The 23,168-nt window shown below is 60.6% G+C and carries 25 protein-coding genes and 1 pseudogene; 9 read left to right on the forward strand and 17 right to left on the reverse strand.

The window, feature by feature from the left end; translation table 11 throughout:
* The first annotated feature begins 15 nt into the window (after positions 1–15).
* Positions 16–483 (forward strand): hypothetical protein, encoded by a 468-nt coding sequence (locus ACILSL_RS19960; RefSeq protein WP_395733822.1) that lies wholly within the window; start codon positions 16–18, stop codon positions 481–483.
* On the opposite strand, the gene ACILSL_RS19965 is transcribed toward ACILSL_RS19960, so the two are convergent.
* Both ACILSL_RS19965 and ACILSL_RS19970 read right to left on the reverse strand, forming a co-directional pair.
* A complete protein-coding gene (locus tag ACILSL_RS19965) occupies positions 467–1,360 on the reverse strand; it encodes a nuclease-related domain-containing protein (RefSeq protein ID WP_395733823.1) in 894 nt (297 codons plus the stop codon). The genes ACILSL_RS19960 and ACILSL_RS19965 overlap by 17 nt on opposite strands.
* Before the next feature lie 146 nt (positions 1,361–1,506).
* A complete protein-coding gene (locus ACILSL_RS19970; protein WP_395733824.1) occupies positions 1,507–2,829 on the reverse strand; it encodes a DUF1080 domain-containing protein in 1,323 nt (440 codons plus the stop codon).
* Positions 2,830–2,976: 147 nt separating this feature from the next.
* Between ACILSL_RS19970 and ACILSL_RS19975 the strand changes: the two genes are divergently transcribed.
* Both ACILSL_RS19975 and ACILSL_RS19980 read left to right on the forward strand, forming a co-directional pair.
* Positions 2,977–3,216: a hypothetical protein gene (locus ACILSL_RS19975; RefSeq protein WP_395733825.1), complete on the forward strand. Its 240-nt coding sequence runs from the start codon at positions 2,977–2,979 to the stop codon at positions 3,214–3,216.
* 123 nt (positions 3,217–3,339) lie between these two features.
* Positions 3,340–3,729: a lipocalin family protein gene (locus ACILSL_RS19980; RefSeq protein ID WP_395733826.1), complete on the forward strand. Its 390-nt coding sequence runs from the start codon at positions 3,340–3,342 to the stop codon at positions 3,727–3,729.
* Between the two features lie 66 nt (positions 3,730–3,795).
* Here ACILSL_RS19980 and ACILSL_RS19985 read toward each other — a convergent pair whose 3' ends face one another.
* The 15 genes and pseudogenes from ACILSL_RS19985 to dnaK all read right to left on the reverse strand — a co-directional run bounded on the left by ACILSL_RS19985 (position 3,796) and on the right by dnaK (position 16,634).
* Positions 3,796–4,167 (reverse strand): MGMT family protein, encoded by a 372-nt coding sequence (locus ACILSL_RS19985; RefSeq protein WP_395733827.1) that lies wholly within the window; start codon positions 4,165–4,167, stop codon positions 3,796–3,798.
* Between the two features lie 292 nt (positions 4,168–4,459).
* Positions 4,460–4,924, reverse strand: coding sequence for a hypothetical protein (locus ACILSL_RS19990; protein ID WP_395733828.1), 465 nt, complete (start codon positions 4,922–4,924; stop codon positions 4,460–4,462).
* Positions 4,905–5,186, reverse strand: a complete 282-nt coding sequence (locus tag ACILSL_RS19995; protein WP_395733829.1) for a hypothetical protein — start codon at positions 5,184–5,186, stop codon at positions 4,905–4,907. Before ACILSL_RS19995 ends, ACILSL_RS19990 begins: the two co-directional genes overlap by 20 nt.
* Entirely contained in the window at positions 5,183–5,677 is a 495-nt protein-coding gene (locus ACILSL_RS20000) for a hypothetical protein (protein WP_395733830.1), read from the reverse strand. The genes ACILSL_RS19995 and ACILSL_RS20000 overlap by 4 nt, the downstream gene beginning before the upstream one ends.
* Before the next feature lie 166 nt (positions 5,678–5,843).
* On the reverse strand, positions 5,844–6,272 hold the full coding sequence (locus ACILSL_RS20005) for a peptidoglycan endopeptidase (RefSeq protein ID WP_395733831.1): 429 nt from the start codon (positions 6,270–6,272) through the stop codon (positions 5,844–5,846).
* A gap of 366 nt (positions 6,273–6,638) precedes the next feature.
* A complete protein-coding gene (locus ACILSL_RS20010; protein WP_395733832.1) occupies positions 6,639–8,153 on the reverse strand; it encodes a Gfo/Idh/MocA family protein in 1,515 nt (504 codons plus the stop codon).
* Positions 8,154–8,231: 78 nt separating this feature from the next.
* Complete coding sequence (locus ACILSL_RS20015; protein ID WP_395733833.1) at positions 8,232–8,705, reverse strand: hypothetical protein; 474 nt, start codon at positions 8,703–8,705, stop codon at positions 8,232–8,234.
* 159 nt (positions 8,706–8,864) lie between these two features.
* Positions 8,865–9,083, reverse strand: coding sequence for a hypothetical protein (locus ACILSL_RS20020; protein ID WP_395733834.1), 219 nt, complete (start codon positions 9,081–9,083; stop codon positions 8,865–8,867).
* Positions 9,084–9,086: 3 nt separating this feature from the next.
* Positions 9,087–10,229 (reverse strand): arylsulfatase, encoded by a 1,143-nt coding sequence (locus tag ACILSL_RS20025; protein ID WP_395733835.1) that lies wholly within the window; start codon positions 10,227–10,229, stop codon positions 9,087–9,089.
* Positions 10,230–10,360: 131 nt separating this feature from the next.
* Positions 10,361–10,870 (reverse strand): hypothetical protein, encoded by a 510-nt coding sequence (locus ACILSL_RS20030; protein WP_395733836.1) that lies wholly within the window; start codon positions 10,868–10,870, stop codon positions 10,361–10,363.
* A gap of 272 nt (positions 10,871–11,142) precedes the next feature.
* Positions 11,143–12,765 carry a chaperonin GroEL gene (groL, locus tag ACILSL_RS20035; protein ID WP_395733837.1) on the reverse strand — a complete coding sequence of 541 codons (1,623 nt, stop codon included), beginning with the start codon at positions 12,763–12,765 and terminating at the stop codon, positions 11,143–11,145.
* 41 nt (positions 12,766–12,806) lie between these two features.
* A pseudogene (locus ACILSL_RS20040) lies at positions 12,807–13,035 on the reverse strand (co-chaperone GroES).
* A gap of 258 nt (positions 13,036–13,293) precedes the next feature.
* Positions 13,294–13,899: a hypothetical protein gene (locus tag ACILSL_RS20045; RefSeq protein WP_395733838.1), complete on the reverse strand. Its 606-nt coding sequence runs from the start codon at positions 13,897–13,899 to the stop codon at positions 13,294–13,296.
* Positions 13,896–14,393, reverse strand: coding sequence for a hypothetical protein (locus ACILSL_RS20050; RefSeq protein ID WP_395733839.1), 498 nt, complete (start codon positions 14,391–14,393; stop codon positions 13,896–13,898). Before ACILSL_RS20050 ends, ACILSL_RS20045 begins: the two co-directional genes overlap by 4 nt.
* A gap of 291 nt (positions 14,394–14,684) precedes the next feature.
* Positions 14,685–16,634 (reverse strand): molecular chaperone DnaK, encoded by a 1,950-nt coding sequence (gene dnaK, locus ACILSL_RS20055; protein ID WP_395733840.1) that lies wholly within the window; start codon positions 16,632–16,634, stop codon positions 14,685–14,687.
* Positions 16,635–17,010: 376 nt separating this feature from the next.
* Here dnaK and nuoB point away from each other — a divergent pair, with 376 nt between their 5' ends.
* The 6 genes from nuoB to pyrE all read left to right on the forward strand — a co-directional run bounded on the left by nuoB (position 17,011) and on the right by pyrE (position 23,018).
* A complete protein-coding gene (gene nuoB, locus ACILSL_RS20060; protein ID WP_395733841.1) occupies positions 17,011–17,547 on the forward strand; it encodes an NADH-quinone oxidoreductase subunit NuoB in 537 nt (178 codons plus the stop codon).
* Between the two features lie 12 nt (positions 17,548–17,559).
* Entirely contained in the window at positions 17,560–18,132 is a 573-nt protein-coding gene (locus ACILSL_RS20065) for an NADH-quinone oxidoreductase subunit C (protein WP_395733842.1), read from the forward strand.
* Positions 18,133–18,214: 82 nt separating this feature from the next.
* Positions 18,215–19,477, forward strand: a complete 1,263-nt coding sequence (locus tag ACILSL_RS20070; RefSeq protein WP_395733843.1) for a PQQ-binding-like beta-propeller repeat protein — start codon at positions 18,215–18,217, stop codon at positions 19,475–19,477.
* A 340-nt stretch (positions 19,478–19,817) separates the two neighbouring features.
* On the forward strand, positions 19,818–21,542 hold the full coding sequence (locus tag ACILSL_RS20075; RefSeq protein WP_395733844.1) for an LptF/LptG family permease: 1,725 nt from the start codon (positions 19,818–19,820) through the stop codon (positions 21,540–21,542).
* A gap of 31 nt (positions 21,543–21,573) precedes the next feature.
* On the forward strand, positions 21,574–22,434 hold the full coding sequence (locus ACILSL_RS20080) for a hypothetical protein (RefSeq protein ID WP_395733845.1): 861 nt from the start codon (positions 21,574–21,576) through the stop codon (positions 22,432–22,434).
* A 14-nt stretch (positions 22,435–22,448) separates the two neighbouring features.
* On the forward strand, positions 22,449–23,018 hold the full coding sequence (gene pyrE / locus ACILSL_RS20085) for an orotate phosphoribosyltransferase (RefSeq protein WP_395733846.1): 570 nt from the start codon (positions 22,449–22,451) through the stop codon (positions 23,016–23,018).
* Positions 23,019–23,168: the final 150 nt, after the last annotated feature.

A 23,168-nucleotide genomic window follows, 5' to 3' on the forward strand; every position in this document is an offset into this window, starting at 1 on the left:
CCACGCAACTCCCCAATGACGATACCCCAAGTCCTCGCCTTCGCCCTCCTGATCTACCTCGTGCTCCATTTCGGGAAACGGCTGATCATCTCCCGGCTCACTGATCGCGTCGTTGCCAAAGCACTGGACCCAGACACCCCGCAGGCACGCCTTGACCCCGAAAGCCGCTACATCATCCACCTGAGCGAAACCGAAGTCTCCTGCCACCGTCCCGATGGCACCGTCGAAAGCGTCCTCTGGGACGATCTCCAAAAAGTCGAAGTGCTCACCAATAGCGACGGTCCTTTGCTACCCGATGTCTTCTGGCTGCTGCACGGCACAGAAAAAGGCTGCTGCATTCCTCAAGGTGCCACCGGTGATGTAGAGCTCCTGGCACGCCTTCAAAAACTCCCCGGCTTCAACAATCAAGCCTTCATCGAGTCCATGGGCAGCACTCAGGAAGCCTTGTTCGTCTGCTGGCAAAAGCTCAAGAACCAAAACTGACAGTTCGGCACTCCGTGTCGAGCTGCCGCTTAATCTGATCCACGGTCTTTTCGTCCAGCACAGTCCGACCCAGAATGGCTTTCTCGACCTGTTTTTCGTTCATGGGTATGACGGCTCCGGTTCCCGTCCGCTTCACATACCAGCCAGGAATGACCAGCAGGGGCACGACCTGGACAGCCAAGCCGAGCCGTTTGTGGACGAAATCTCTCAACCATACAGCATTTCGTTCGGCCTGCTCCACCTCTTCGCGGCTCTCACTTCTGGGCCAGTGCAAGCTTCGACCATCGAATTGCACGACGTGATCTGCACCGCTGGCATCTTGGTGTATTTTGCGCCGGGCTTTGGTCTCCACAACAAACAGGCCGGAAGGACCGACCACAACATGATCCAGGTTGAAGGCCTTCTGCGCACCATGGGCAGGCATGTCGTGAAAGACGTGGTAGCCCCGAGCCAGCAAAGGTTGCAGGGCTGCAGCCACGGCGCGCTCTCCGAGCAGTCCGAGCCGGTACTGAGCCGTCTGTTTGAAAATCCCACGGACACGTCGCAGCCGCAGCACGAAACTCACGACGAAGCCCGCACAGGCCAGTATCATCACCGTGCTCTCCCGGCCGCGCATCTGGGGCAGAAGGGTTAGCGGTATCAGCAGAATGAACACCGGAATCACAATGCCCAAAAACCACTGCTCTGTCATTTGTTGATCGAGTTCCATCAACTGTTCCTGCAGATGTTCTCCAGGACCGCGCAGCAGTTTTTCATCCTCGCCGCGTGGAGGCCGCCCACGCCGCAAACGCTTGGCATAAAAGACAACTGCACCTGTGAAAGCGATGGTGTTGAGAATAAAGCCAAGGGCGATTGGTACGGGAAGGAAAGAAGACATGCGAAGGAAATTTCCACGTCTAATTTCTTATTTTCATCTAATATTTATTCTGATATTTTGAGACGCAGGTCTCAGAAGCGAAAGGTGTGATGATGAATGGGAGCGTGAGCAAAGCGGGAAGGCGTTTGAAGTGGAGATGATCGACCCTACCTCCCCGTCTGCACCACCAGCTCCCGCACCTCCACCGTCTCTCCCGGCCGCAGCTTGAAGCAAAAGTAGCCTTTCATACCAGAAGATGCTTTGCTGTTCTGCGCTTGCACGGGGGCCTCCTCGAGGCGGGCGGTGTACTGCCCCTGCTTGCGGCCGAGTAGGGCGTTGTGCCATTGGTTGCCCTGTGGCGGGTTCAGGCAGGTGAGGCGCTGGTTGCCGCCGTCGGCGGACTGGAGGTCGAAGGATTCGAGCTGGCCGCGGTAGTCGGCGGAGACGGTGAAGTCGCCGTCCAGCAGGGTGCCGCGATAGACGAGGATGGCGCGGGGCCAGTTGCTGTTGGTGGTGTTGCTGGCGCTGAGCACGCCGTCCTGGATCTGCACGGTCATCTTGTCCAGCGGGTGTTCCACCCAGCGGTTGTCGGCCTTGGACCAGCACCAGACACGCCAGTCGGCGGCCTGCATGGGGATCTTGCGGGCGGTCATGGATGATGAAGCCGTCGACGCAGCTGCGGGCGCAGGAGGTGGGGCTGCGGCGACCGGAGCACGACCCGCAGGGGTGGCCAGCACACGGAGCTTGAGATTGCGATACGCCACCTCCGCGCCGTGATCCTGCAGAGCGATGGCGGTGGCGCGCTTCACACCCACGCCGGGGTAGTACTTGTATTTGCTGCTGGCGATGATGCGCTGCAGCTCGGGGCTGCCGAGCTCGCATTCGGCCACCTTGCGGCCATTGAGCCAGTGCTCCACGTGATTGCCATCCACCACGATGCGGCCTTGATTGAATTCGCCCACGGGGCGCAGCGTTTTGCCTGTGGGAGTGACCAGCGAGTAGATGGAGGCGGCCAGCCGGTTCGCCGCGTTGTTGGCGTGCGGCGCGTCATCCAGCACCTGATACTCAAAGCCCACCGGGCTGTCGCCGGTGTCTCCAGGATAAAAGCTGGCCGTGCGTTTCTCGCCTTCGGTGAAGAGGTACTCCACGCCACTGTTGCCCACGGGCCCCACACGCCATTCGAACTCAAACTCGAAGTTCGTGAACATCGCATTCGTCACGAGATCGCCGCCGGTGCCATTCGGGCGGCCGTTGCCCTTCGGAATGACGAGGCAGCCATCCTGAATCTTCCATGAGCCGGCGGTGACGGACTTCTTTCCATACGTGTGCCATCCCGCCGTGCTGCGGCCATCAAACAGCAGTTTCCACCCCGCCGCCTGTTCCTGCGGCGTGAGCGTGTTCGGCGCAGCGGCCAGCACTGCCAGGGATTGAAGGGAAAGTGCTGCGGCCATCGCAGCCAGCCGGGGAAAGAGGAAGAGGGGTCGGTGCATGGCCAGTGGCGTTGGCTGAATGAAAGCGGAATGTGCGATGAAAGGCAAGCCCTGAGCCTGAGGGCATCCCATTACAAAACAGAGGAAAGAATATCGTACTGCGATGAACGGGTTGCATCATCACGACACAAAGGTTCATTGGAGTTCATGAAGCGACCCAACCCCGCCTCCATTGTCCTTGGTCTTAGCATGCTCCTCTCCGCGTCCTGCGGCACGGTGCCTGATGCAAACGGCACTTACAACGGCAAGCCCGTCCTCACTCGCGCCAGCCACCCAGCAGGTGGTTCGATGCGTGAGGTGAAAGGCGGCACCTACCTCGGCCGCCGCTACTTCACACCACCCGGCTCCAAGAGCGGCCTGCAGTGGATTGATGTCTATGGCCAGTGAGACCACACTGGTTCAAACATCTTTGGAGTGATGGAGCCCATCCATCACTCCAACTAATAGTTCGGCGAGTACAGACGTTGTGGAAGAACGCAGCTGCTTTCTGGATGCAGCCGCATCCCCCTCATGAAAACCGCCCTGCCCCGTTTTGCTTTCGGTCTCTGCATGCTGATGGCCCTCGTTCTGGCAGGCCGTGGGTACGCGGACAACGCCCAGGAAATCATCGGGCAGTGGGAGTGCGTTGAATCGCGCATTGGCACCACGACCTTCACCACCGCCCAAGGCGAGGAGAACCTCAAGGTAGAGTTCCGCGCCGACGGAACATTTACCGAAGGCAACAGATCTGGCACCTACTGGTGTTCCGACGACGCTGTTCTTCGACTGAACTTCATCGGGAAAGGGAAAAAGGGTGTGAGCAAGGAGTATCACATCCGCCTCACTGGAGACTCGATGGTGAAGAAAAGTTCGGATAGGTCGAAGCTGGCTCCTGAGGAGAAGTACCAACGCTTGAAATGACGCGAGTCAAAGGCCCCGCGCGTCTGCTGTGATTCGAACGAGCAGGTGATCGAAGCAGCAAAGCCATCACTCCTCGCTCCAGCGGATGTCCCGCCGCACACCCACGTTGTGGAAATGGGCATCGGCATCCTGGATGTAGCCCTCTGTGTCGATGCGCAGGCCTTCGGCTTTGAGCAGGCGACGTTGTTTGCGTGACGATTCAGGAGGCATGTTTGGGCTGATGCGCGCATTGGCTGCCACCACCCGGTGCCAGGGCAGCGCGGCGGATTCCTCGGGCGTGAGATGGCTGAGCACCGTGGCCACATGACGCGCGATCACATTCATGTGAATGGCGATGCTGCCATAAGTGGTGAACTTGCCCGCTGGGATCAGAGCGACCAAACGAATCACCTCCGCACGGATGCGGGCGAAGGCGACGGATTTTCCACGAGCGGCCATGAGTGAGGAGAATGCGCAGCGTGCGCGCTTTGTCGAGGTGGTGCATACGGGGCTCCACCTGCTGCTTCCATAAACGGCTTGGAAGTGTCATGGCGGCGGAGTGGGTGCGGCGCATGATCGCGTTCGTCATGCTTAGTCCTCCTGCCCATCACAAACGCCTGGAACGCGTCGAACCGGAACTCGGTCTGACCGCATTCCGCTGTTCTGAAACCGGCGGGCACGCAGGCCATGGCGGTGCTCACCTCCACTGAGCCGGAATCAAGTCACTCGTGGATAAAGACCCGCCGCAGATTCAGCGGCCTGGCGCAGAGGGCAGCAGGCGGAGCGTGCGCAGCGAGGTGAAAAGCTGTCTGCCAAAGGCCTGCAGCAGTGCGGCGTCCACCTGTTTGCGTGCAGCAGGGGCGCCTTCTTTCGCCGGAGAAACGGTGATGGACTGCTGCAAGGTTGGGACGTGGATGAAAAGCACCAGACGCAGCGCTTCGGGATGCTGCTGCTGGGCGTAGAGGAGTGAGTAGAGCATCTCCTCGCACAGGTAACGTCCGGCGCTCTGCGACAAGTGGGTGGGAAACCCCGCCTGGGTCAATGCAGCGGCGAGATCCTTCACCTGCGCCAGCTGTTTCAGCACCGGTGCCGCAGCGCTGACGATGTCCGGTGTGGCAGGTTTGGCCTGCTGGTTGTCCGGGTACATTCCACGCTGATTGTGCGCGAGGATTTCGATCTGAAATTCCGGCGTGCCTTCACCAAAGGCGATCCACACCTGCGGCAGCGGTTTGACTGTTGATGGCGGTCAGCGGCGCCCCCCAGACGACGGGAATCTGCAAGGCGCGGACTTCATGTGGGAAGGCCCTGGCGATTTCTCGAGCCAGAGTCCAGGAGGCATTGCGGTCACGCCCTCCAAAGGGCTCAAAGCCACTGACCACGATGGCAGGTTGCTGCGCATCGGCAGTGTTCTGCGCCCGCAGGACAAAGCCCGTGAGACTGAAGGCTGTGAGCCAGACAAGCGTGCGGGCGCGGGTCATTGCACATGCAGGTTGCTGATTTGAAACATGCCGCTGTCACTCGGTTTGTGGGGAAAGTACCAGGTGCCGGCAAGCAGGCTGGAACCCGGCGGCAACGAGCCGCGATAAGCGACCGGAGGCTCCTTCGAGTGGCGGTAGGTTTTGGTGAACTGCAGATGGGTAAAACCATCCTCACTCTCGCAGGTACCGGTGATGTCCGCCCATACAAACCCATCCTTCAAAGTGCCAAAGCCGGTGTAGGATTCCTTGATGACTCCCTTGATCTTGTTGGAGCCGCGCGCCTGCCGCAGGGAAATCTCAAAGGAGACGGTCTTCCCGGCCAGCTTCTGGTAGGCACCGCCGTAGGTGTAGGAGCCTTGGTAGATGCCCTGCACATTGGGCGTGGGGGCTGCGGAAAGCCCGCCGTTGTCAGCAGGCACTTCGCAAGATGCCAGCAGCACCAGCGCCGCTGCTTGCAGCATCCAGACTTGCAGGCGTTGGAGAGCAGACAAGAGGGTGGGCAAGGAAGTCTTCATACGTTGCGCATTCTGCCCGCACAGCAGCGGCGCTGTCAATCAGCATGAATCCCATCTTTGCGGGTGCTTCCCGGGCCTCGCTCTTTTGGATGCCAGCAGCCTCGTTGATGAAGCCCGGTTCCCCGACATTCGGGCGTTTATTTCACAGCCAGGCGGGATGACGTGCATAAAAACCGTCGTAGGAACGGCTGGAGGCACGCCAGCGGGGCCCTTCCCCGGTCAGCGTGCCGGAGGTGTCAAAACGGAGGCCGCAGATCTGCATGAAAACGTGATGCTTGGGTTTGACGAAAAGCGTGACGTAGTTCCCAGGTCCAGGCCAGGCGTAACGAGCAAAGGCTATGGAATTGAGAGGCTTGTCCAGCAGCCTGGCACGGTAGAGAACGTGAGAGACGGAGCCCGAGCAGTCGAAGCCGTTATCAAACAGAACTTTGTGTCCCCCGCCCCACTTGTAGGGCTTGCCCACCAGTTCATTGGCGGCGGCCACCAGCTGATGAACCACCGCAGGATGGCTTTCATGCGCGAAAGCGTAAACGCCATTGAAATACAATGGCACGATTGCAGGAGGTGCCATGTAGTAGCCCATGCCTCCTCCAATCGTGCCCAAGGCACCCCCCATACCCAGTTTCATCCAGTGCCTGCGTCCGAACAGCTGCCGCACACATTCGGCTTCGGGCGTGTCACTCAGAGATTCTGGTATGGGGGTGTCATCCTCTTGTTTGTCCACACCCAGAGGTTATCTCGAACATTGGAGTTTAGCTCCTAAGTAAGCATTCAAATAAGGCTCATGGATAACTTAGATTCTTAAGACGTATTGCGAGCACAAATACCCCGCTTCAATTTAAATGAAGGCGCTGGCTGGTGAAGCACCTGACGGAGTGACAAAAAAACCGCCGCCCCGTGAAGGACAGCGGTTGAGCAGACGGTGTGTCCCTCAGTCTCAGGCCTTCTTGGCTTCTTTCTTCTTCGCGGCAGGCTTCGTCCGTTCTGGCGGAGACAGCGGTTCCTCGGCGGGGGCTGGAGGCATGGGGATGAGCGGGAAGGGATTGGCCTGCGGCTCCATGGCGTACTCGCGGTCTTTGAGGATACCAGGCTGTGGCACAGGATACTTGCCGTTTGCATCAGCGATGATCGGTGCAGGGCCGTCCAGGGTGAGCTTGTCGACGCCTGGGGCGAACTCGAACGCGCTGTTGATGTAGTCATCGTAGCGGACGACCTGGCCGGTGTGCGCGGCGGCACGGCCCATGGCGGTGGTGACGCTGGACTTGATGCCGCGCTCCACTTCGTTGTAAGGCTTGTCGGCAACGATGGCGTCGATGAGATCCTGCCACTCGAGGTCATACGGATTCGGCTCCGGCTGCTTGCCGCGCCAGATGATGTTCGAACGCTGCATCTTCTGGCTGTTGAAGGTCATCGCCTTGGAGGGGAAGTGACCGGCGGTGGAGACGATCGCGCTGCCCTTGGTGCCATGCACCTGGGTGGCAAACTGGTTGTGCGTGCCGATGGCGGTGCGGCCTTCGAGGAAGAGCTTGGCGCCGTCTTTGAAGGTGTACTCGCAGCTGTAGTGGTCGAAGTTCTGATCAATGTAGTCACCGCGATCGCTGCGGCCGCCGCTGGCCTGCACTTCCACCGGCCAGTCGTTCTTCATCCAGCAGGCTTCGTCGATGTTGTGGATGTTGAAGTCGCTGAAGCCGCCGCCGCTCGCCCAAAGGAAGCTGTGGAAGCGCTGGATCTGCCACTGCAGTTCGCTTGGGTCCACTTTCGGATCACGCGGCAGGGTGAACGCAGAACCCACGGGGCCCTGCATGCGGTAGGCGCGCATGAGGAGAAGATCGCCGATCTCACCGTCCTGAATGCGGTTGAAGAGTTCGCCACGGACGCGGCAGTGGCGGCACATGAGGCCCACGCCGACCTTGAGATTCTTCTTCTTGGCCTCTTCATTCAGCGCGAGCAAACGGCGTGCAGTGGGGCCGTCGGTGCAGATCGGCTTTTCCATGAAGATGTTCACGCCCTTCTCGATGGCGTATTTGAAGTGCACCCAGCGGAAGGCCACCGGCGTGGTGAAGATGGCCACGTCACCTTTGCGCAGCATGTCGATGGCGTGCTTGTAAGCGTCGAAGCCGATGAACTTGGCGTCTTCAGACACGGACATGCGGTCGGGGTGCTTGGCGCTCAGTGCTTCAAAGCTGCCCTTGAGGCGCTTTTCGGAAACGTCCGCCATCGCCACGAGGCGGGTCACACGCTTCTGGATGCCCATGGCATTGCTTGCAGCACCGGTGCCGCGGCCACCGCAACCAATCAGAGCGGTGCGGATTTCATCACTGCCAGCACCTTCAGCGTGCACATACGGAAGACTGATGCCGGAGAGCACGGACAGACCTGCGGCGGTCTTCGTGGTGGTCTTGAGAAATTCGCGCCGGGATGAAGCGGCAGGGTCGGTGATAATGGTATTCATGAGGAGCACTTTAGTACGTTGCCTTTTGGGCAGAGTTTGCCAAAGAATCTTTGCTGATATTTCTGCGGAGGCAAAAAATCAGCTGATCATTCCGCCTCGGGCGGAGATTTCTGCAAACGCGCGTGTCAGGGCGTTGTTCAGTTCATGCAGCGTCGCTTGTTCGAGCTGCGGGTCGAGCGTGGCCGTTAAAGTCGGGGGCAGGATGATCGCCTGCTGCACGCTTGAAATCGCCTTCACGGGGAGCTGAGGTGGCGGGGCAGCAGGAGCCGGTGCAGCGGCTGCGGGAGCTGGTTCCACCGACAACGGCAGTGTCACGGGACTCGGTGCCTCGAGCAGAGCAGCCATTGAATGAGAGTTCTTTGACTCTTCTGCACGGGTGGTCGCGGCACAGAGCTGTTTCAAGCAGGCGAGCTGGGCATCGAGCTGAGTGTTAAACCACTCCCGGGTGCGCTGGATTTCCTGCACCAGTGCCGCCAGCTCATTGGCGAAAAGGTCTCCTGAACGAACAGGCAGGCCGGGCGGCAGAGTGGCATTGGATGATTGGAAGCTCATGCAAAGCCGAACATATTGAAATTTCCATAAATAATCAAGTCCTCTTCACTCTCAAGCCTATAGATTTTCAAAATATTGGCCTTTTAAGCCTTTAAATTTTTAAGTTTAAGCGCACGGTAAATGAATCTTTAGGATGGCGCAGATGGGATCCGTTCTTCCTCAGGGTTTCTTCTTTCTGCCCTGCCCTGCCCGCTTCTGAACCAGCGACCAGTCGGGATCAGGCGTGCGGGAGGAATCCATCAGCGCGCCGGCCTTGGCCACGAGATCGGGCTTCTCTTGGGCGAGGTCATGCGCCTCTGCTGCATCGGCCTTGAGGTCGTAGAGTTCAATGGGGCTCTCCGGGCCGTTGCGCACGGCTTTCCAGTCACCAAAGCGCACCGCCTACAATGAGGCTCCTTCGTGCAGCTCCCAGTAAAAGTGATCGCGCTGCGGTGCCGGGCCGCCTTTGAGGAAAGAGACCAGCGAGAGGCCGTCCGTCTTGCAAGTGGCGGGAATCTTTGCGCCGGCCAACTCGGCGGCGGTGGGCAGGAAATCCCAGAACGCCCAGGGCTCATCCGTCACGCGTCCGGCAGGCACCTGACCGGGCCAGCGTGCCAGCGCGGCCTGCCGCAGCGCTCCTTCATACAGGCCGCGCTTGTAGCCACGCAGGCCGTTGGAGGCCTGCTCAAAGAGCCTGCCCATTTCGGACTTGGGATCAAAGGACGAGCCGTTGTCACCTGCGGTCATGACGAGGGTTTTGTCATCAATGCCGCACTCTTTGAGCGTGTCGAGCAGGCGGCCCACATCGCTGTCCAGGCGTGTGACCATGGCGGCGTAGTTCTTCTGGGTTTCCGTCCACGGCTTGTCCTTGTAGAGGCCCTGGTCGTCGATCTCGAAGTTGCCATGCGGCAGCGTGATCGCGTAGTAGAGGAAGAAGGGGCGGGACTTGTGCTCGCGCACCCAGCGCACGACTTCGTCGGAGATGAGTTGCTGCGCGTAGGTCTTGCCCACGCCCTTGCCGGTGTTGCCGGGCAGGTCGAAGCGCTGGTCGTTGTTGTAGAGGTAGGTGGGGAAGTAGCTGTGCGCGTGGCGCTGGCAGTTGTAGCCGTAGAAGTGGTCAAAGCCCAGCTTCAGCGGACTCCCGGTGGTGTCGAACATGCCCATGCCCCACTTGCCCATGCAGGCGGTGGCATAGCCCGCATCATGCAAAATCTGCGCCACCGTGATGGTGCCCGCTGGCAGCGGCTTCTGGCCTTCTTTGCCGATCTCACGATTCGCACGGATCGGGCAGTGCCCGGTATGCAGACCGGTCATCAGGCATGAGCGCGAAGGCGCACACACACTCGTGCCGCTGTAGCCTTGCAGGTAGCGCGTGCCCTCCTTGGCCATGCGGTCGAGGTTCGGCGTCTGGATCAGCTTCTGGCCGTAGCAGCCCAGATCGCCCTGCGCGAGGTCGTCGCTGAGAATGAAAATGAGGTTGGGCTGGCCTGCGGTGGCGGAGGAGAGCAGACAAAAGGCAAGGAGCAGGACGAAGGGTCGGATCATGACCCCATGGGAACGCCGTGCGGGCGGGGTTCTTGACGGCAATTGCACCGTATGACGGCCACGAGTTCTCATCAGGGCACAAAAAAGCGGCTCGGAGGCGAGTCCGAGCCGCGCGATCTGCAATCAAGATCCTACTGCACCTGGCACACCGTTTTCGCCACGGCCTGAGCGTAGGTGTTGGCGATGGTGTCCATGTTCACCGCCAGGCTGTAGAGGCCGCCGATGGCGAAAGCTTTGTTGATGATGAACTCACCCACTTTCACCCGCTTGGGCATCCGATAAACCGTCACCACACCGTCCAGATGCATCTGCCCCATGCCGGGCATCGCGGTGCGCACGAAGCCGCTGCCTTTGGTGTAACGGGTGATGTTGACTACAAGCTCATATTTGGCGGGAGTTCCCGAGCCGGGCTGTGCCAGAGTCTGCACCGCCTGGGTGATGCGGCCTCCGAGCATCTGGCGCTCTTCTTCCGACATGCGTGCGTCCGTGGTGCTCACCTGGGTGCTGACGCCGTCTCCCTGGCTGATGACCGCCGTGAGAGGGCTGACGAAGACGGCACGCGGCGTATGGGTGGCGCAGCTGGAAAGCACCAGGGCAACGGCGAGAACGGAGAGATGGCGGAGGGAGTTGGGGAGGTTCATAGGGTGGAGATGACGAGGCGAATGCAGGGAGCAGCAGGGAAACGCGCAAAATATGAGTGAACTCGGAAGCTATTTCAATCTTCCTCCTTCTCATGCTTCTTCTCCAGGCACCGGGAGGAAGAGGAGGAGTAAGAGAGAGAGAGGAGGATTGAAGTGGCATGAGGCACGCCGAGTCCTGGGTACAAAAAAGCGGCCCGGAATCACTTCCGGGCCGCGTGGGGGTTTTGGGTTTTTGATTCGCCGCGTGGGTTGGGTCACGCAGCGGTCAAAAATTACATCATGCCGCCGTGGTCGTGGGCATGGCCGGCGTCAGCCGCTTCTTCCTTGGGGATGTCAGCGATGAGGCACTCGGTGGTGAGGAGCAGGCCGGAGATGGAGGCGGCGTTCTGGAGAGCGCTGCGGGTCACCTTGGCTGGGTCAACGACGCCTGCCTTGATGAGGTCTTCATACTTGCCGGTGGCAACGTTGTAGCCCTGGTTGCCTTTGCCCTTCTTGACTTCAGCCACGATGAGAGCGCCTTCGACGCCTGCGTTGGCAGCAAGCTGACGGAGAGGAGCTTCGATCGCACGGGCGATGATTTCAGCGCCGGTCTTTTCGTCGCCGGTAAGGCCAAGGTCGCCAACGGCGGCCTGAGCGCGGATGAGGGCGACACCGCCCCCTGGGACGATGCCTTCTTCAACGGCTGCACGGGTGGCGTGCAGGGCGTCTTCGACGCGGGCTTTCTTTTCCTTCATCTCCGTTTCGGTGGCAGCACCGACGTTGATGACGGCCACGCCGCCTGCCAGCTTGGCAAGACGCTCCTGGAGCTTCTCACGGTCGTAGTCGCTGGTGGTTTCGGCGATCTGGTTCTTGATCTGGGAAACGCGTCCGGCGATCGCGTCGCTGCCGCCTTCGCCTTCGACGATGACGGTGTTTTCCTTGCCGATGGTGATGCGCTTGGCACGGCCGAGGTCGGTGAGCTCGATGTTCTCAAGCTTGATGCCGAGGTCTTCGGTGATGCAGCGGCCGCCGGTGAGGATGGCGATGTCTTCGAGCATGGCTTTGCGGCGGTCGCCGAAGCCAGGAGCCTTGACGGCCACGATGTTGAGGGTGCCGCGCAGCTTGTTCACCACGAGGGTGGCAAGGGCTTCGCCTTCGACGTCTTCAGCGATGATGAGGAGGGGCTTGCCGGAGCGGGCCACCTTCTCAAGCAGAGGGAGCATGTCCTTCAGATTGCTGACCTTCTTCTCGTTGATGAGGATGTAGGCGTTCTCAAGGTTGCACTCCATCGTCTCCGGATTGGTGACGAAGTAAGGGGAGAGGTAACCCTTGTCGAACTGCATGCCTTCGACGACTTCGAGGGTCGTTTCGATGGACTTGGCTTCTTCGACGGTGATGGTGCCTTCCTTGCCCACTTTGTCCATGGCTTCGGCGATGATGTTGCCGATGCTGGCGTCCCAGTTGGCGGACACGGTTGCGACCTGGGCCACTTCCTTGCTGTCCTTCACGGGGGTGCTGAGTACCTTCAGCTGGGCCACGATGGCTTCGGTGGCCTTGAGGATGCCGCGCTGGAGGGAGGTTGGGTTGGCGCCGGCGGTCACGTTGCGGAGACCTTCGGAGTAGATCGCCTCGGCAAGCACCGTGGCGGTCGTGGTGCCGTCACCAGCGATGTCGGAGGTCTTGGAGGAGACTTCCTTGATGAGCTGGGCGCCCATGTTTTCGTAAGCGTCCGGAAGCTCGATTTCCTTGGCGACGGTGACGCCGTCCTTGGTGATCGTTGGGCTGCCGAATTTCTTTTCCAGGATGACGTTGCGTCCGGATGGGCCGAGGGTGGCCTTGACGGCGCGAGCCAGTTTGGTGACGCCACGGAGGAGGGCCTGACGGGCGGCTTCGTCGAAGTGCAGTTGTTTAGCCATAAGAGTTTAAGTAGTGAGGTGGGGGTGGGTTTGAGGGGGGATTAGCCGATGATGCCGAGGATGTCGGTTTCGTTGATGATGAGGACGTCATCGCCGTTGAGCTTCACTTCCGTGCCGCCGTACTTGGAGATGAGGACCTTGTCGCCCTTCTTCACGGTGAAGAGGGTGGCGACGTCTTTGCCTTCGTCGTCCTTGCCGGTGCCAAGGGCGAGCACTTCAGCTTCCTGTGGCTTTTCTTTGGCAGTGTCTGGGAGGAAGATACCGTAGCATGGTCTTTTCTTCGCTGGTGGAACGCTTGACGAGGACGCGGCGTCCGAGGGGTGTGATGGAGGTGGCCTGGTTGGTCTGGTTTGTGCTTTGAGGGACTTTCTGGTTCTGGTTTGGTTCGGGTTGTCTGCCCGGCCTGCTGTCACACGGGTTGGTGTGCCGGCTGGCCGGGCGGAAATCTAGTTCTGGGGAAGGAAAATGGAGTTCAGGGGTTTTGCCGAAGGGGGGAGAATGAGTCGTGCTTTGGCGGAGATTCTTTCGTCATTCCTCCGGAGGAGGTGCGGCGGGTGCAGGGATCGTGTTGGGGACGATGGCGACGCCGTTCGGAGCGCGCTCCAGGCCGCCATAGCTGAGATCCGGGGCTGCCTCGCCGATTTCACTGACGAGGAAGTCCACGATGCGCTGCGGCTCTTCGGAGAGCACGGACTGCAGCATGCGTGAGGTACGGGCCTGATCGTAGCCCTTCATGTCGAGGTCCAGCTTCGCGGAGCCTTCGAGGCCTTTGATCTGGGCGGCGAGATCCACGGTGGAGTTCACGCGCTTCAGCAGCACGGGATCAGCCGCGAGTTTTTTCATCGCCACGGCCAGCTTGTCCTTCACTTCCGGCGTGTTCAGCAGCTCGGTGGCGGTCTTGCCGGGGTAATGAGCGATGATGCTGTCTGCTTCGATCTTCAAAGCGTCAGCGACAGGAGAAGCGGGTGCAGCAGGCGGAGTGAGCGCGCTGGAGATTTCGGCTTCGATCTTCGAGTCAGAGACGGCGGCAGGTTTCGGAGCCTCAGGCGCTGTGACCGCCTTGGTGGCTTCAGGCGATTTGCCGCAGGAGGCGAGTGCCAGTGCCGTGATGATGAGAAGGGAGTTCGTCTTCATGCGGCGCGGGGGGCGATGGCGGCGTTGGAGATTTCACGCAGCGCCGTTTTCACAGCCTGGTCGAAGGATTGGAAGGACTCATAGGGCGAGGCCGACATGCCGGCCATGCTGCGCATGTCGGAGGTGTTTTCCAAGCGGCCCATGACGAACCACTGGTCGCCGCCCTGGTTTTCGATCAGCGACTTCAGGTAATCGATCTCCAGCTTCTTGTTCGTGATCTGGTCGTTCGTGTCGGCGCTTTGATTGGTGAATTGCACCAGCGGCTGGCGGCAGAGCAGGATGCCGTAGGCGCGGTTCTGGGCCAGGGAGCAGGTCACCGAATACTTCGCCTGGGAATCCACCAGTGTGTGGGAGGGGTCCGTGCAGCTGATCATCAGCTCCGTCTCGGAGAGCCGGGCGGTGGCGCCCATGGGATCGCGCGTGATGCGGAAGCCTGCGGCTTCGGTCAGCCCGGTGAAGCATTCCACGATCTTGTTGAGGAAAGTGCGGCGCATCTTCAGCAAGAGCTCATCATGCCTCGCGAGAAGGCCCTTGGCCTCCCCATCGAGTGCAGACAGTTCTTTGAGCGCTTCCAGACTCATCGTGGCTGTGGGATGGGGGTGGAAGTTGCCTTCGTGCCGGAGGCACGGGAGAGAACCGGGGACGTGCGATACGAACCGGTGGTTGCACCACCGGCCAACATCTCGCGTCCTTCCAGGGTCGCCTTTGGGCGTCCTGGAAGGATTTTCGAGATGAATGTAACAGCACCAGCCATAGGAACTCAGGAGAAGACTCGAAGGACTGGATTACTTGTCCTTGTCCACGACTTCGAAGTCGGCATCGACGACCTTGCCCTTGTCCTGGCTCTTCGTTTCGGAAGCACCAGCTTCAGGGGCTGCGCCACCCATGCCGCTCATGTCGGGCATGCCACCGGGGGCTCCGGCTGCACCTGCGGCGGCAGCGGCTTGATAAGCGGCGGCGAAGAGTTTTTCGAGCTCTTCGGTCTGGGCCTTCATCTTGTCGGTGTCACCGGACTCGACAGCGGACTTCAGGGAAGCGAGCTTGTCCTTGATCGGGGAGAGCTGATCGGCGGGGACTTTTTCTTCCCACTCCTTGAGCTGCTTCTCGATCTCGAAGCTGAGGCCTTCCGCCTTGTTCTTCACTTCGACGGCTTCCTTGCGCTTCATGTCTTCGTCGGCGTGCTCTTCAGCATCGCGCTTGGCTTTTTCGATCTCTTCCTGGCTGAGGCCGGAGCTGCCCTGGATGGAGATCTTCTGCTCTTTGCCGCTGACTTTTTCCTTGGCGGAAACGTGCAGGATGCCGTTGGCGTCGATGTCAAAGGTGACTTCGACCTGGGGCACGCCGCGTGGGGCCGGTGGGATGCCGTCGAGCTTGAAGGTGCCGAGCGTCTTGTTGTCGCGGGACATCGGGCGCTCGCCCTGCAGGACGACGATTTCCACGCCGGGCTGGTTGTCGCTGTAGGTGGAGAACACCTGGCTGTGCTTCTTCGGAATGGTGGTGTTGCGCGGGATCATCGGGGTGGCCACGCCGCCGGCGGTCTCGATGGAGAGCGTCAGCGGGGTCACGTCGAGGAGGAGCACGTCTTTGACGTCGCCCTTGAGCACGCCGCCCTGGATGGCGGCGCCGATGGCGACGACTTCGTCCGGGTTCACGCCCTGATGCGGGTCTTTGCCGGCGAGTTTCTTCGCGGTCTCAACGACCTTCGGCATGCGGGTCATGCCGCCCACGAGCACGAGTTCGTCGATCTTGCTGGCGTCGAGTTTGGCGGCGGCCAGGCAGTCACGCACAGGCTTGATGGTGCGCTCGAACAGGCTGTCCGTGAGCTGCTCCATCTTGGCGCGGGTGAGGGTCTTCATGATGTGCTTCGGCCCGGAGGCGTCGGCGGTGATGAAGGGGAGATTGAGGTCGTAGCTCTGGCTGGAGCTGAGGGCGATCTTGGCCTTCTCAGCCTCTTCCTTGATGCGCTGAAGCGCGTCAGGCTGGCCACTGAGGTCGATGCCGCTGTCGGTTTTGAATTCGTTGACGATCCAGGTGATGAGGGTGTTGTCCCAGTCGTCACCACCGAGGTGGGTGTCGCCGTCCGTGGCGAGCACTTCGAAGACACCGTCGCCGATTTCCAGCACGGAGATGTCGAAGGTACCACCGCCAAGGTCATACACGGCCACTTTTTCGTCCGACTTGCTGTCGAGGCCGTAGGCCAGGGCGGCTGCGGTGGGCTCATTGATGATGCGGCGCACGTTGAGGCCGGCGATTTCGCCAGCGGCCTTGGTGGCGTTGCGCTGGCTGTCGTTGAAGTAAGCAGGGACGGTGATGACGGCTTCGGTGATGCTTTCACCGAGCTTGGCTTCCGCGTCGGCCTTCAGCTTCGCGAGGATCATCGCGCTGACTTCCTGTGGGGAGTAAACTTTCGTTTCGCCGCCGACTTCCACCTGCACGTGGGCATCGCCATTGGCGGCAGCCACGATCTTGTAGGGCATGCGCTTGTCGGCTTCGGTGAGTTCGACGAACTTGCGGCCCATCAGGCGCTTCACGGAGAAGACGGTGTTACGAGGATTGGTGACGGCCTGGCGCTTGGCGGCCTGACCGACGACGCGTTCGCCGCTCTTGGTGAAGGCGACGATGGAAGGCGTGGTGCGTGCGCCTTCGCTGTTTTCGAGCACCGTTGCTTTGCCGCCTTCGAGGACGGCCATGCAGGAGTTGGTGGTGCCGAGGTCAATGCCGAGGATTTTGCTCATGGTTTTGGGGTTGGGGGAAAAGTGAGACTGAGGGTTTTGGTGCTTCTTACTTGGCTAGATGCGTGCCAAGTGGGGCATTGGAAATGCAAAATATTGAATATCAATGGTTTAAATAGGAATGCAGCCGAGTGACACAGAGTCAAAAATTGTGCCAAATTGTGCCAAAGTGCCAAAACGTGGCACAATTGCGCTGGCGCTTGGCACAATGGGGCGAGTGCGCGCGTCTCACGTGCCGTTTTCCGCGCTCTCGAGGAAAGCGGGGCCATCGTGGAGGCTGAACGCGTGCGCCCCCGCTTGTGAAAAGTTTCACAATCCGATTGCCGCCCTTGCGCAGGGGGCGTAATTCTCAAGGTCCTAAAATTTTCCCCTGACTCCCATGGTCGCTCCCGCTGATTCCACCGTTGCTGCTTACGACTCGAAGGTCGAAGGCAATATCATCTTCACCAAGATGGACGCCGCCATCAACTGGATGCGCAAGAACTCCATGTGGCCGATGCCGATGGGCCTGGCCTGCTGCGCGATCGAAATGATGGCCGCTGCCTGCAGCCGCTATGACCTGAGCCGCTTCGGTGCGGAAGTGATGCGTTTCTCCCCCCGTCAGGCCGATGTGATGATCGTGGCCGGCACCGTGACCTACAAGATGGCCCTCGCGGTGAAGCGCGTGTGGGACCAGATGCCGGAGCCGAAGTGGTGCATCGCCATGGGCGCCTGTGCCTCCAGCGGCGGCATGTACCGCAGCTACGCGGTGCTTCAGGGCATCGACCAGCTCATCCCGGTGGACGTTTACATTTCCGGCTGCCCGCCGCGCCCGGAGGCCCTGCTGGAAGGCATGATGCGTCTGCAGCGCAAGATCGAAACCGAGCACTCCTTCACCGAGCAGAAGAAGGAACTCCTGGCTGAACTCACCGCTTAATTTTCCACGACCATGAATGCCGCCCAAATGGTTGAAGCCTTGAAGCAGAAGTTCGGTGATGCCGTGCTGGAAACGAAGGAGTTTCGTGGCGAACACACGCTCGTCGTCAAGCTCACCAACACCAAGCCGCTGCTCGCGTACTGCCGTGATGAACTGAATTTCGACTACCTCGTGGACATCTCCAGTCTCGACTACATGGGCAAGGAGCCGCGCTTTGAGATGGTGTATGAGCTCTATGGCTACGGCCACCTGCAGCACCTGCGTGTGCGTGCCGCTGTGGCGGAAGATGTGGAAGTCCCCACCGTCAGCGACATCTGGCCCACCGCCAACTGGCATGAGCGCGAGGTGTATGACATGATGGGCATCAAGTTCAGCGGCCATCCTGACATGCGCCGCATTTTGATGTGGGAAGGCTACCCCTTCCACCCGCTGCGCAAAGACTTCCCGCTCGAAGGCAAGCCCAGCGACATGCCCGACGTCGGCTTCACCAAGACCGCGCCGATGGCGGACGGTCCCTTCGTCACCTGTGCAGGCAGCGGCGATACGGTGACGCGCGAGCCGCGCTCCCGCAGGCCCACGGAGTAGCGCGTAATCGTGCAAGCAGATGCTGTGCGGGCTGCGTTGTACCGAAAGAGCCCCCTGGCCTCACTCGTTCCATTTCTTTCCCATGACACGCACTCACCTCACCACCGTACTCGGTCTGGCACTGGCCACGACTGCCTTCTCCGCTGATTCCACCGACTGGGGAACCTTCCGGGGGCCTTCCGGCAATGGCGTCGTCCCGGCCCTGGCCAATGCCAAATGGAGCCTCAAGCAGGTCTGGAAATCGCCCACCAATCTCGGCTTCAGCTCCTTTGCTGAGTCAGGCGGCAAGGTCTACACGCTCGTCACGGGCGAAACCGACGGCAACAGCGGTGAAACACTCGTCTGCCTCGACGAAAAGACCGGCAAGCAACTGTGGAGCAAGCCGCTGAGCATCGTGCCCAAATACACCGGCGGCGGTGACTCCGGCACGCCTGACAACAAAGGCGGCGACGGCTCCCGCTCAACCCCCGTGGTGAATGCTGGCAAAGTGTACGTCATCGACTCCATGCTGGGTGTCTTCTGCTTCGACGCCGCCACTGGCAAGGAAGTCTGGAAGCACGACGTGATGAAGGACAACGCCGGCGTGCAGATCAAATGGGAAAACGCCGCTTCTCCCGTGATCGACGGAGACGTGCTGCTCCTCGCCGGCGGTGGTGCAGGACAGGCGCTCATCGGTCTGAACAAGAACACCGGCAAGATCGTGTGGAAGGGTGAAGACGACAAGATGACCCACGCCACGCCGGTGCTGGCGGACATTCTCGGCGTGCACCAGGCCATCTTCTTCACGCAGACCGGCCTCGTCGCCGTGGATCCTCAAAAGGGCAGCGTGATCTGGCGCGCCCCCTTCCCTTACAAAGTGAGCACCGCCGCCTCCCCGGTGGTGTTTGAAGACATCGTGTACTGCTCCGCCGGTTATGGCGTAGGCGCCGGTGCCTTCAAGATCAGCAAGAGCGGCGGCAAGCTGGAAGCGACGCAGATCTGGCGTCGTGAAAACCAGTGCTTCAACCACTGGAGCACCCCGGTGGTGAAAGACGGCTACCTCTACGGCATGTTCAGCTTCAAGGAATACGGCGCCGGCCCTCTGGCCTGCGTGGACATCCGCACGGGCGAAGATAAATGGGCGGAGAAAGGCTTCGGCCCCGGCCAGGTCATCCTCGCAGGAGACAAGATCATCGCCACCAGCGACAAGGGTGAAATCGTTGTCGTCGAAGCCAGCCCGGACAAGTACAAGGAAGTGGCGCGCAAGGACGTGCTGGATGGCAAGGTCTGGAGCTATCCGATCCTCGCCAATGGCAAAATCTTTGCCCGCAGCACGACTGAAGGCGTGTGCTTGGACGTGAACTGATCTGGCCCCTGCAACCAGTCTCAAAATTCGAAGCCCGGAGTTCAAAGCTCCGGGCTTTTTTTTGGCCTACTTCCAAGGCTGCGTTCCCGGCGGGCGGAGCTCGGTCGTAGGTTGGGCGTGTTTGGCGTCGAGCGTACTCGGATGCTCCATCGCACGCTTCGCCAAACCGCCCGACTGCGAGGACGTTCGAAGTCTCCAGTGTTTGCCGTACGCTGATGGACGGGCGGGCTGTCGCCACACCCGTCCTACGGCCTGCAGCTCCGGGCTTCTTTTTATCCGGGGGCCGTGCCCCCTTGACGCATCGGCGGCTCTAACCGACTCTCAGGGCTCTCTTGACGGCATGAAGTGGCAGCAACGTATGATCCAGGCTTGGCAAAAGGCGCGTGAACTCCCCTATTTGGGACGGAGTTCTTTTGCCGTGGCCATCACCCTGCTGATCATCTCCATGCTCATGGGCTGGCACCGCACGCACCCGGATGATGCGGTGGATGCCGCGCTGCAGCAGGCGCAGCAGGCGCAGGTGGACGTGCCGGAGAGCATTCTGGTGCTCTCCCGAGTGCTGCCCTATCTCAATCTCTGGGTCCGGCTGGGTATCCCGGTTTTGCTGATCGTGATCTGGCGGCGCTGGGGCGATCTGCGCCGTCTGATGTTTCCCGTCAGCGTGGCCTCCGTGTCCATGGCCGTGTGGTCCATCGCGAGTGATCTGGTCGACTACATCGCGCATTCGCACATGACGGAAATGGGCGAACCGCCGGAGCCGGTGGCCTTTGCCTTCAAGCTGGTGTTCATCGCGCTGGTGTTTCTGTCGGTTCCCTTTGCGCTGCAATACTACCGGCGCATCGGCATTCTGGAGCGCTACACCCTGCGCACCTTCCTGCATCCGCTGGTGTTCTGCTTTGTGTCCTTCTTCACCCTGTGGATCATCATGGATCTGCTGGACAATCTGAAGGAATTTCAGGAATCCAAAATCGGCGTGGTACGGGTGATCACCTTTTATCTGGGGATGCTCCCCTCCGTGTACACGCAGATCCTGCCGGTGGCCCTGCTGCTGGCGGTGCTGTACTCCCTGACCCGGATGTCCAAGGCCAACGAGCTCATTTCCATGCTGGGCACCGGGCAGAGCCTGTTCCGGGTGCTGCGCCCGATCTTTGTCACCAGTGTTTATGCCTGCATGCTGAACATGGCGGCCAGCTACTACTGGGCGCCGCGTGCCGAGGGCAATCGTGAGGCCGTTTTTAGCGGCATGAAGGTGCATGCGGCGGATTCCATCATGGCGTTTGGCATCATGTTTCATAATGAGCAGAGCCACCGCACCTGGTATGTGGCCACCTTCCCCTTTTCCCTGCGCAGCGGGCACGAGCGCATGCATGGAGTGCAAATCCGTGAGGAAGACGATCAGGGGCGGCCCTCGCGCACCATCATCGCACCCACGGTGGGCTGGTCGCCACGTGCCGGCTGGCGCTTTTATGACGGCGAGGAGCTGATCTATGAAAACGGCAACCTCGCCACCATCCGGCCCTTTCCCAAAGGAGCTGAGGGTCAGAGAGTCCTGGAAGTGAGCGGGATCGAGGAGACGCCCTGGAGCCTCGTGAGCTATGCGCTGCGGCCTGATTTCATGAGCGTACCGGAGCTGGTCTCCTATCTGAGCGCCCATGCAAGAGCGGCGGATGACAAGCTCGCGCCGTTTCGCACCCACTTCTGGCAGCGCTTTGCCCTGCCGTGGCAGGCCATGGCTTTGGTGCTGGTGGCTGCGCCGCTGGGGGTGGCCTACTCACGCCGGGGCTCGGTCGGGGGCATTGCGGGCAGCGTGTTCATTTTCTTCATCTACATGTTCATGAACAATCTGTTCCTGAATCTGGGCAAAGGCGGGCATTTTCCGCCCTGGCTCACCGTGTGGATGCCGCACCTGATATTTGGCACCCTTGGCCTTGTCCTGTTCCATTACCGTTCGCAGAACCGTGATCTGCCGAGTTTCAAACTGCGTCTCTCCAAGCGCAAGCCTCAGATCGCCCGGCCGCGCAACCGCAGCGGCGGCACTGCGCTGCCCAATGCCCCGGCCGCTTGAAACTTTGACCCTGAAACTTTAAACATCCCAGATGCAGCAAAACTGGTCCATCCGCAGCCGCGCGCACACCTGCGCCGTCACCGGCCGTCCGTTTGAGGACGGAGAGAGCTTTCACACCACCATCTACTTCGATCCGGAGGAGAACGGCTATGTGAGGCGTGACGTCTGCGCTGAAGCCTGGGCGCAGGAGCTGGAGCAGCGCAAGCCCGTGGCCGCCTGGAAGACGATCTACTCCAAAGTCATTGCCGAGGCGAAGCCGGAGATCACCCCGAAGGAAAGCGCGCAGGCCCTCCTGCAGCGCTTCATTGAGGAAGGTGATCCCCGCACCGAAAACGCCCGCTACATCCTCGCCCTCATGCTGGAGCGGAAGCGCCAGCTCTCCCAGACTGCCGAGAAGGAAGTGGATGGTGCCAAGATGCTCTTCTACGAAAACAAGAAGACCGGCGAGATCTTCATCGTGCGCGATCCCGAACTCCGCCTGGATGAAATCGCCGACATGCAGGACGAAGTCGCCACCCTGCTGGCCTTCGGCGGCCCTGCTGCTGCGGCGGCCAAGGCCGTGGGCGTGACGCTCACGGTGGATGGTGTGGTGCCCACGCCGGACGCCGAGGCACCAAAGGATGCTGAAGCCGCCGCTGCGACGGCCCCGGAAGCAGCGGATTCTGAGCCTCAGGCCGAGACAGCCCCCGAAGCCGAACACGCTGACGCAGAGCCCGAGGCGGAAGATGAGGCTGACATCGAAGTGGAATCCGAGATTGAGATTGAAATGGAGATGGAGTCCGAGCCTGAACAGCCTGCCGCCGAATCACCCTCCGAAGAGCCCCTTCCCAGCAGCGACGCCCACGCCGCCGCTGCTGAATCCAACACCGAGCCTCCAGCTTCCAGCAACTAACCTCCCCCACTCCCATGTCCCTCCAGCAAGACCGCGAAGAACTCCTGCAAATTCTCAAAGCCAAGTCCATCAAGACCGGCAAATTCACCCTGGCCTCCGGCAAGGAGAGCGATCTCTACGTGGACTGCCGCGTGACCACGCTGGACTCCCGCGGTGCCGTGCTGGTGGGGCGCGTGCTGCATGCGCTGCTGCGTGAAGAAGAAGCGAAGCGCGGCCTGAGCATCGGCTCCCTCGGCGGCCTGACCATGGGTGCGGATCCCATCACGCTCGCGGTAGCCATGAGCTCCAGCATCGCCGGCGATACACCGCCCGTGCAGGCCTTTGTGGTGCGCAAGGAAGCCAAGGGCCACGGCCGTGGCAAACGCATCGAAGGAAACTTCATCACCACCCAGCCCGTCGTCGTTGTGGATGACGTCATCACCACCGGCGGCTCCACGCTGAAGGCCATTGAGGCCATCGAAGAAGAAGGCGGCAAGGTGGCCTTCGCCCTCATCCTGGTGGACCGCTCCGAAGGCGGCCGCGAAGCCATCGAAGCCAAGGGCTACCCGGTGGCGGCGGCGTTCACGCGCGCGGATCTGGTGTGATGGTAAGTGATGCGGGCACTCCTGCCAGTACTGTTCGGCACGCACCGTTCTATTGAGCGATGGGGAATGATCCATGCACCTTGCTTTCAGGCAGTTGTGAGATGGAGCGAGGTGGTCAGATAACTGGCAGCGAGGCATCCGGGCACGCGC

The organism is Prosthecobacter sp. (genome assembly GCF_044222345.1).
In the GTDB taxonomy this organism is placed as follows: domain Bacteria; phylum Verrucomicrobiota; class Verrucomicrobiia; order Verrucomicrobiales; family Verrucomicrobiaceae; genus Prosthecobacter.

Bases quoted from the DNA above. Each gene is read 5' to 3' on its own strand.
- ACILSL_RS19975 (WP_395733825.1), top strand. From the start codon at position 2,977: ATGAAGCGACCCAACCCCGCCTCCATTGTCCTTGGTCTTAGCATGCTC.
- ACILSL_RS20030 (WP_395733836.1), bottom strand. From the start codon at position 10,870: ATGAACCTCCCCAACTCCCTCCGCCATCTCTCCGTTCTCGCCGTTGCC.
- ACILSL_RS20025 (WP_395733835.1), bottom strand. From the start codon at position 10,229: ATGATCCGACCCTTCGTCCTGCTCCTTGCCTTTTGTCTGCTCTCCTCC.
- ACILSL_RS19985 (WP_395733827.1), bottom strand. From the start codon at position 4,167: ATGGCCGCTCGTGGAAAATCCGTCGCCTTCGCCCGCATCCGTGCGGAG.
- ACILSL_RS19980 (WP_395733826.1), top strand. From the start codon at position 3,340: ATGAAAACCGCCCTGCCCCGTTTTGCTTTCGGTCTCTGCATGCTGATG.
- dnaK (WP_395733840.1), bottom strand. From the start codon at position 16,634: ATGAGCAAAATCCTCGGCATTGACCTCGGCACCACCAACTCCTGCATG.
- ACILSL_RS19960 (WP_395733822.1), top strand. From the start codon at position 16: ATGACGATACCCCAAGTCCTCGCCTTCGCCCTCCTGATCTACCTCGTG.
- ACILSL_RS20065 (WP_395733842.1), top strand. From the start codon at position 17,560: ATGAATGCCGCCCAAATGGTTGAAGCCTTGAAGCAGAAGTTCGGTGAT.
- ACILSL_RS20080 (WP_395733845.1), top strand. From the start codon at position 21,574: ATGCAGCAAAACTGGTCCATCCGCAGCCGCGCGCACACCTGCGCCGTC.
- ACILSL_RS20015 (WP_395733833.1), bottom strand. From the start codon at position 8,705: ATGAGCTTCCAATCATCCAATGCCACTCTGCCGCCCGGCCTGCCTGTT.
- ACILSL_RS20045 (WP_395733838.1), bottom strand. From the start codon at position 13,899: ATGAAGACGAACTCCCTTCTCATCATCACGGCACTGGCACTCGCCTCC.
- pyrE (WP_395733846.1), top strand. From the start codon at position 22,449: ATGTCCCTCCAGCAAGACCGCGAAGAACTCCTGCAAATTCTCAAAGCC.
- ACILSL_RS20050 (WP_395733839.1), bottom strand. From the start codon at position 14,393: ATGCGCCGCACTTTCCTCAACAAGATCGTGGAATGCTTCACCGGGCTG.
- nuoB (WP_395733841.1), top strand. From the start codon at position 17,011: ATGGTCGCTCCCGCTGATTCCACCGTTGCTGCTTACGACTCGAAGGTC.
- ACILSL_RS20075 (WP_395733844.1), top strand. From the start codon at position 19,818: ATGAAGTGGCAGCAACGTATGATCCAGGCTTGGCAAAAGGCGCGTGAA.
- ACILSL_RS19965 (WP_395733823.1), bottom strand. From the start codon at position 1,360: ATGTCTTCTTTCCTTCCCGTACCAATCGCCCTTGGCTTTATTCTCAAC.
- ACILSL_RS19995 (WP_395733829.1), bottom strand. From the start codon at position 5,186: ATGACCCGCGCCCGCACGCTTGTCTGGCTCACAGCCTTCAGTCTCACG.
- groL (WP_395733837.1), bottom strand. From the start codon at position 12,765: ATGGCTAAACAACTGCACTTCGACGAAGCCGCCCGTCAGGCCCTCCTC.
- ACILSL_RS20010 (WP_395733832.1), bottom strand. From the start codon at position 8,153: ATGAATACCATTATCACCGACCCTGCCGCTTCATCCCGGCGCGAATTT.
- ACILSL_RS19970 (WP_395733824.1), bottom strand. From the start codon at position 2,829: ATGCACCGACCCCTCTTCCTCTTTCCCCGGCTGGCTGCGATGGCCGCA.
- ACILSL_RS20005 (WP_395733831.1), bottom strand. From the start codon at position 6,272: ATGGCACCTCCTGCAATCGTGCCATTGTATTTCAATGGCGTTTACGCT.
- ACILSL_RS20070 (WP_395733843.1), top strand. From the start codon at position 18,215: ATGACACGCACTCACCTCACCACCGTACTCGGTCTGGCACTGGCCACG.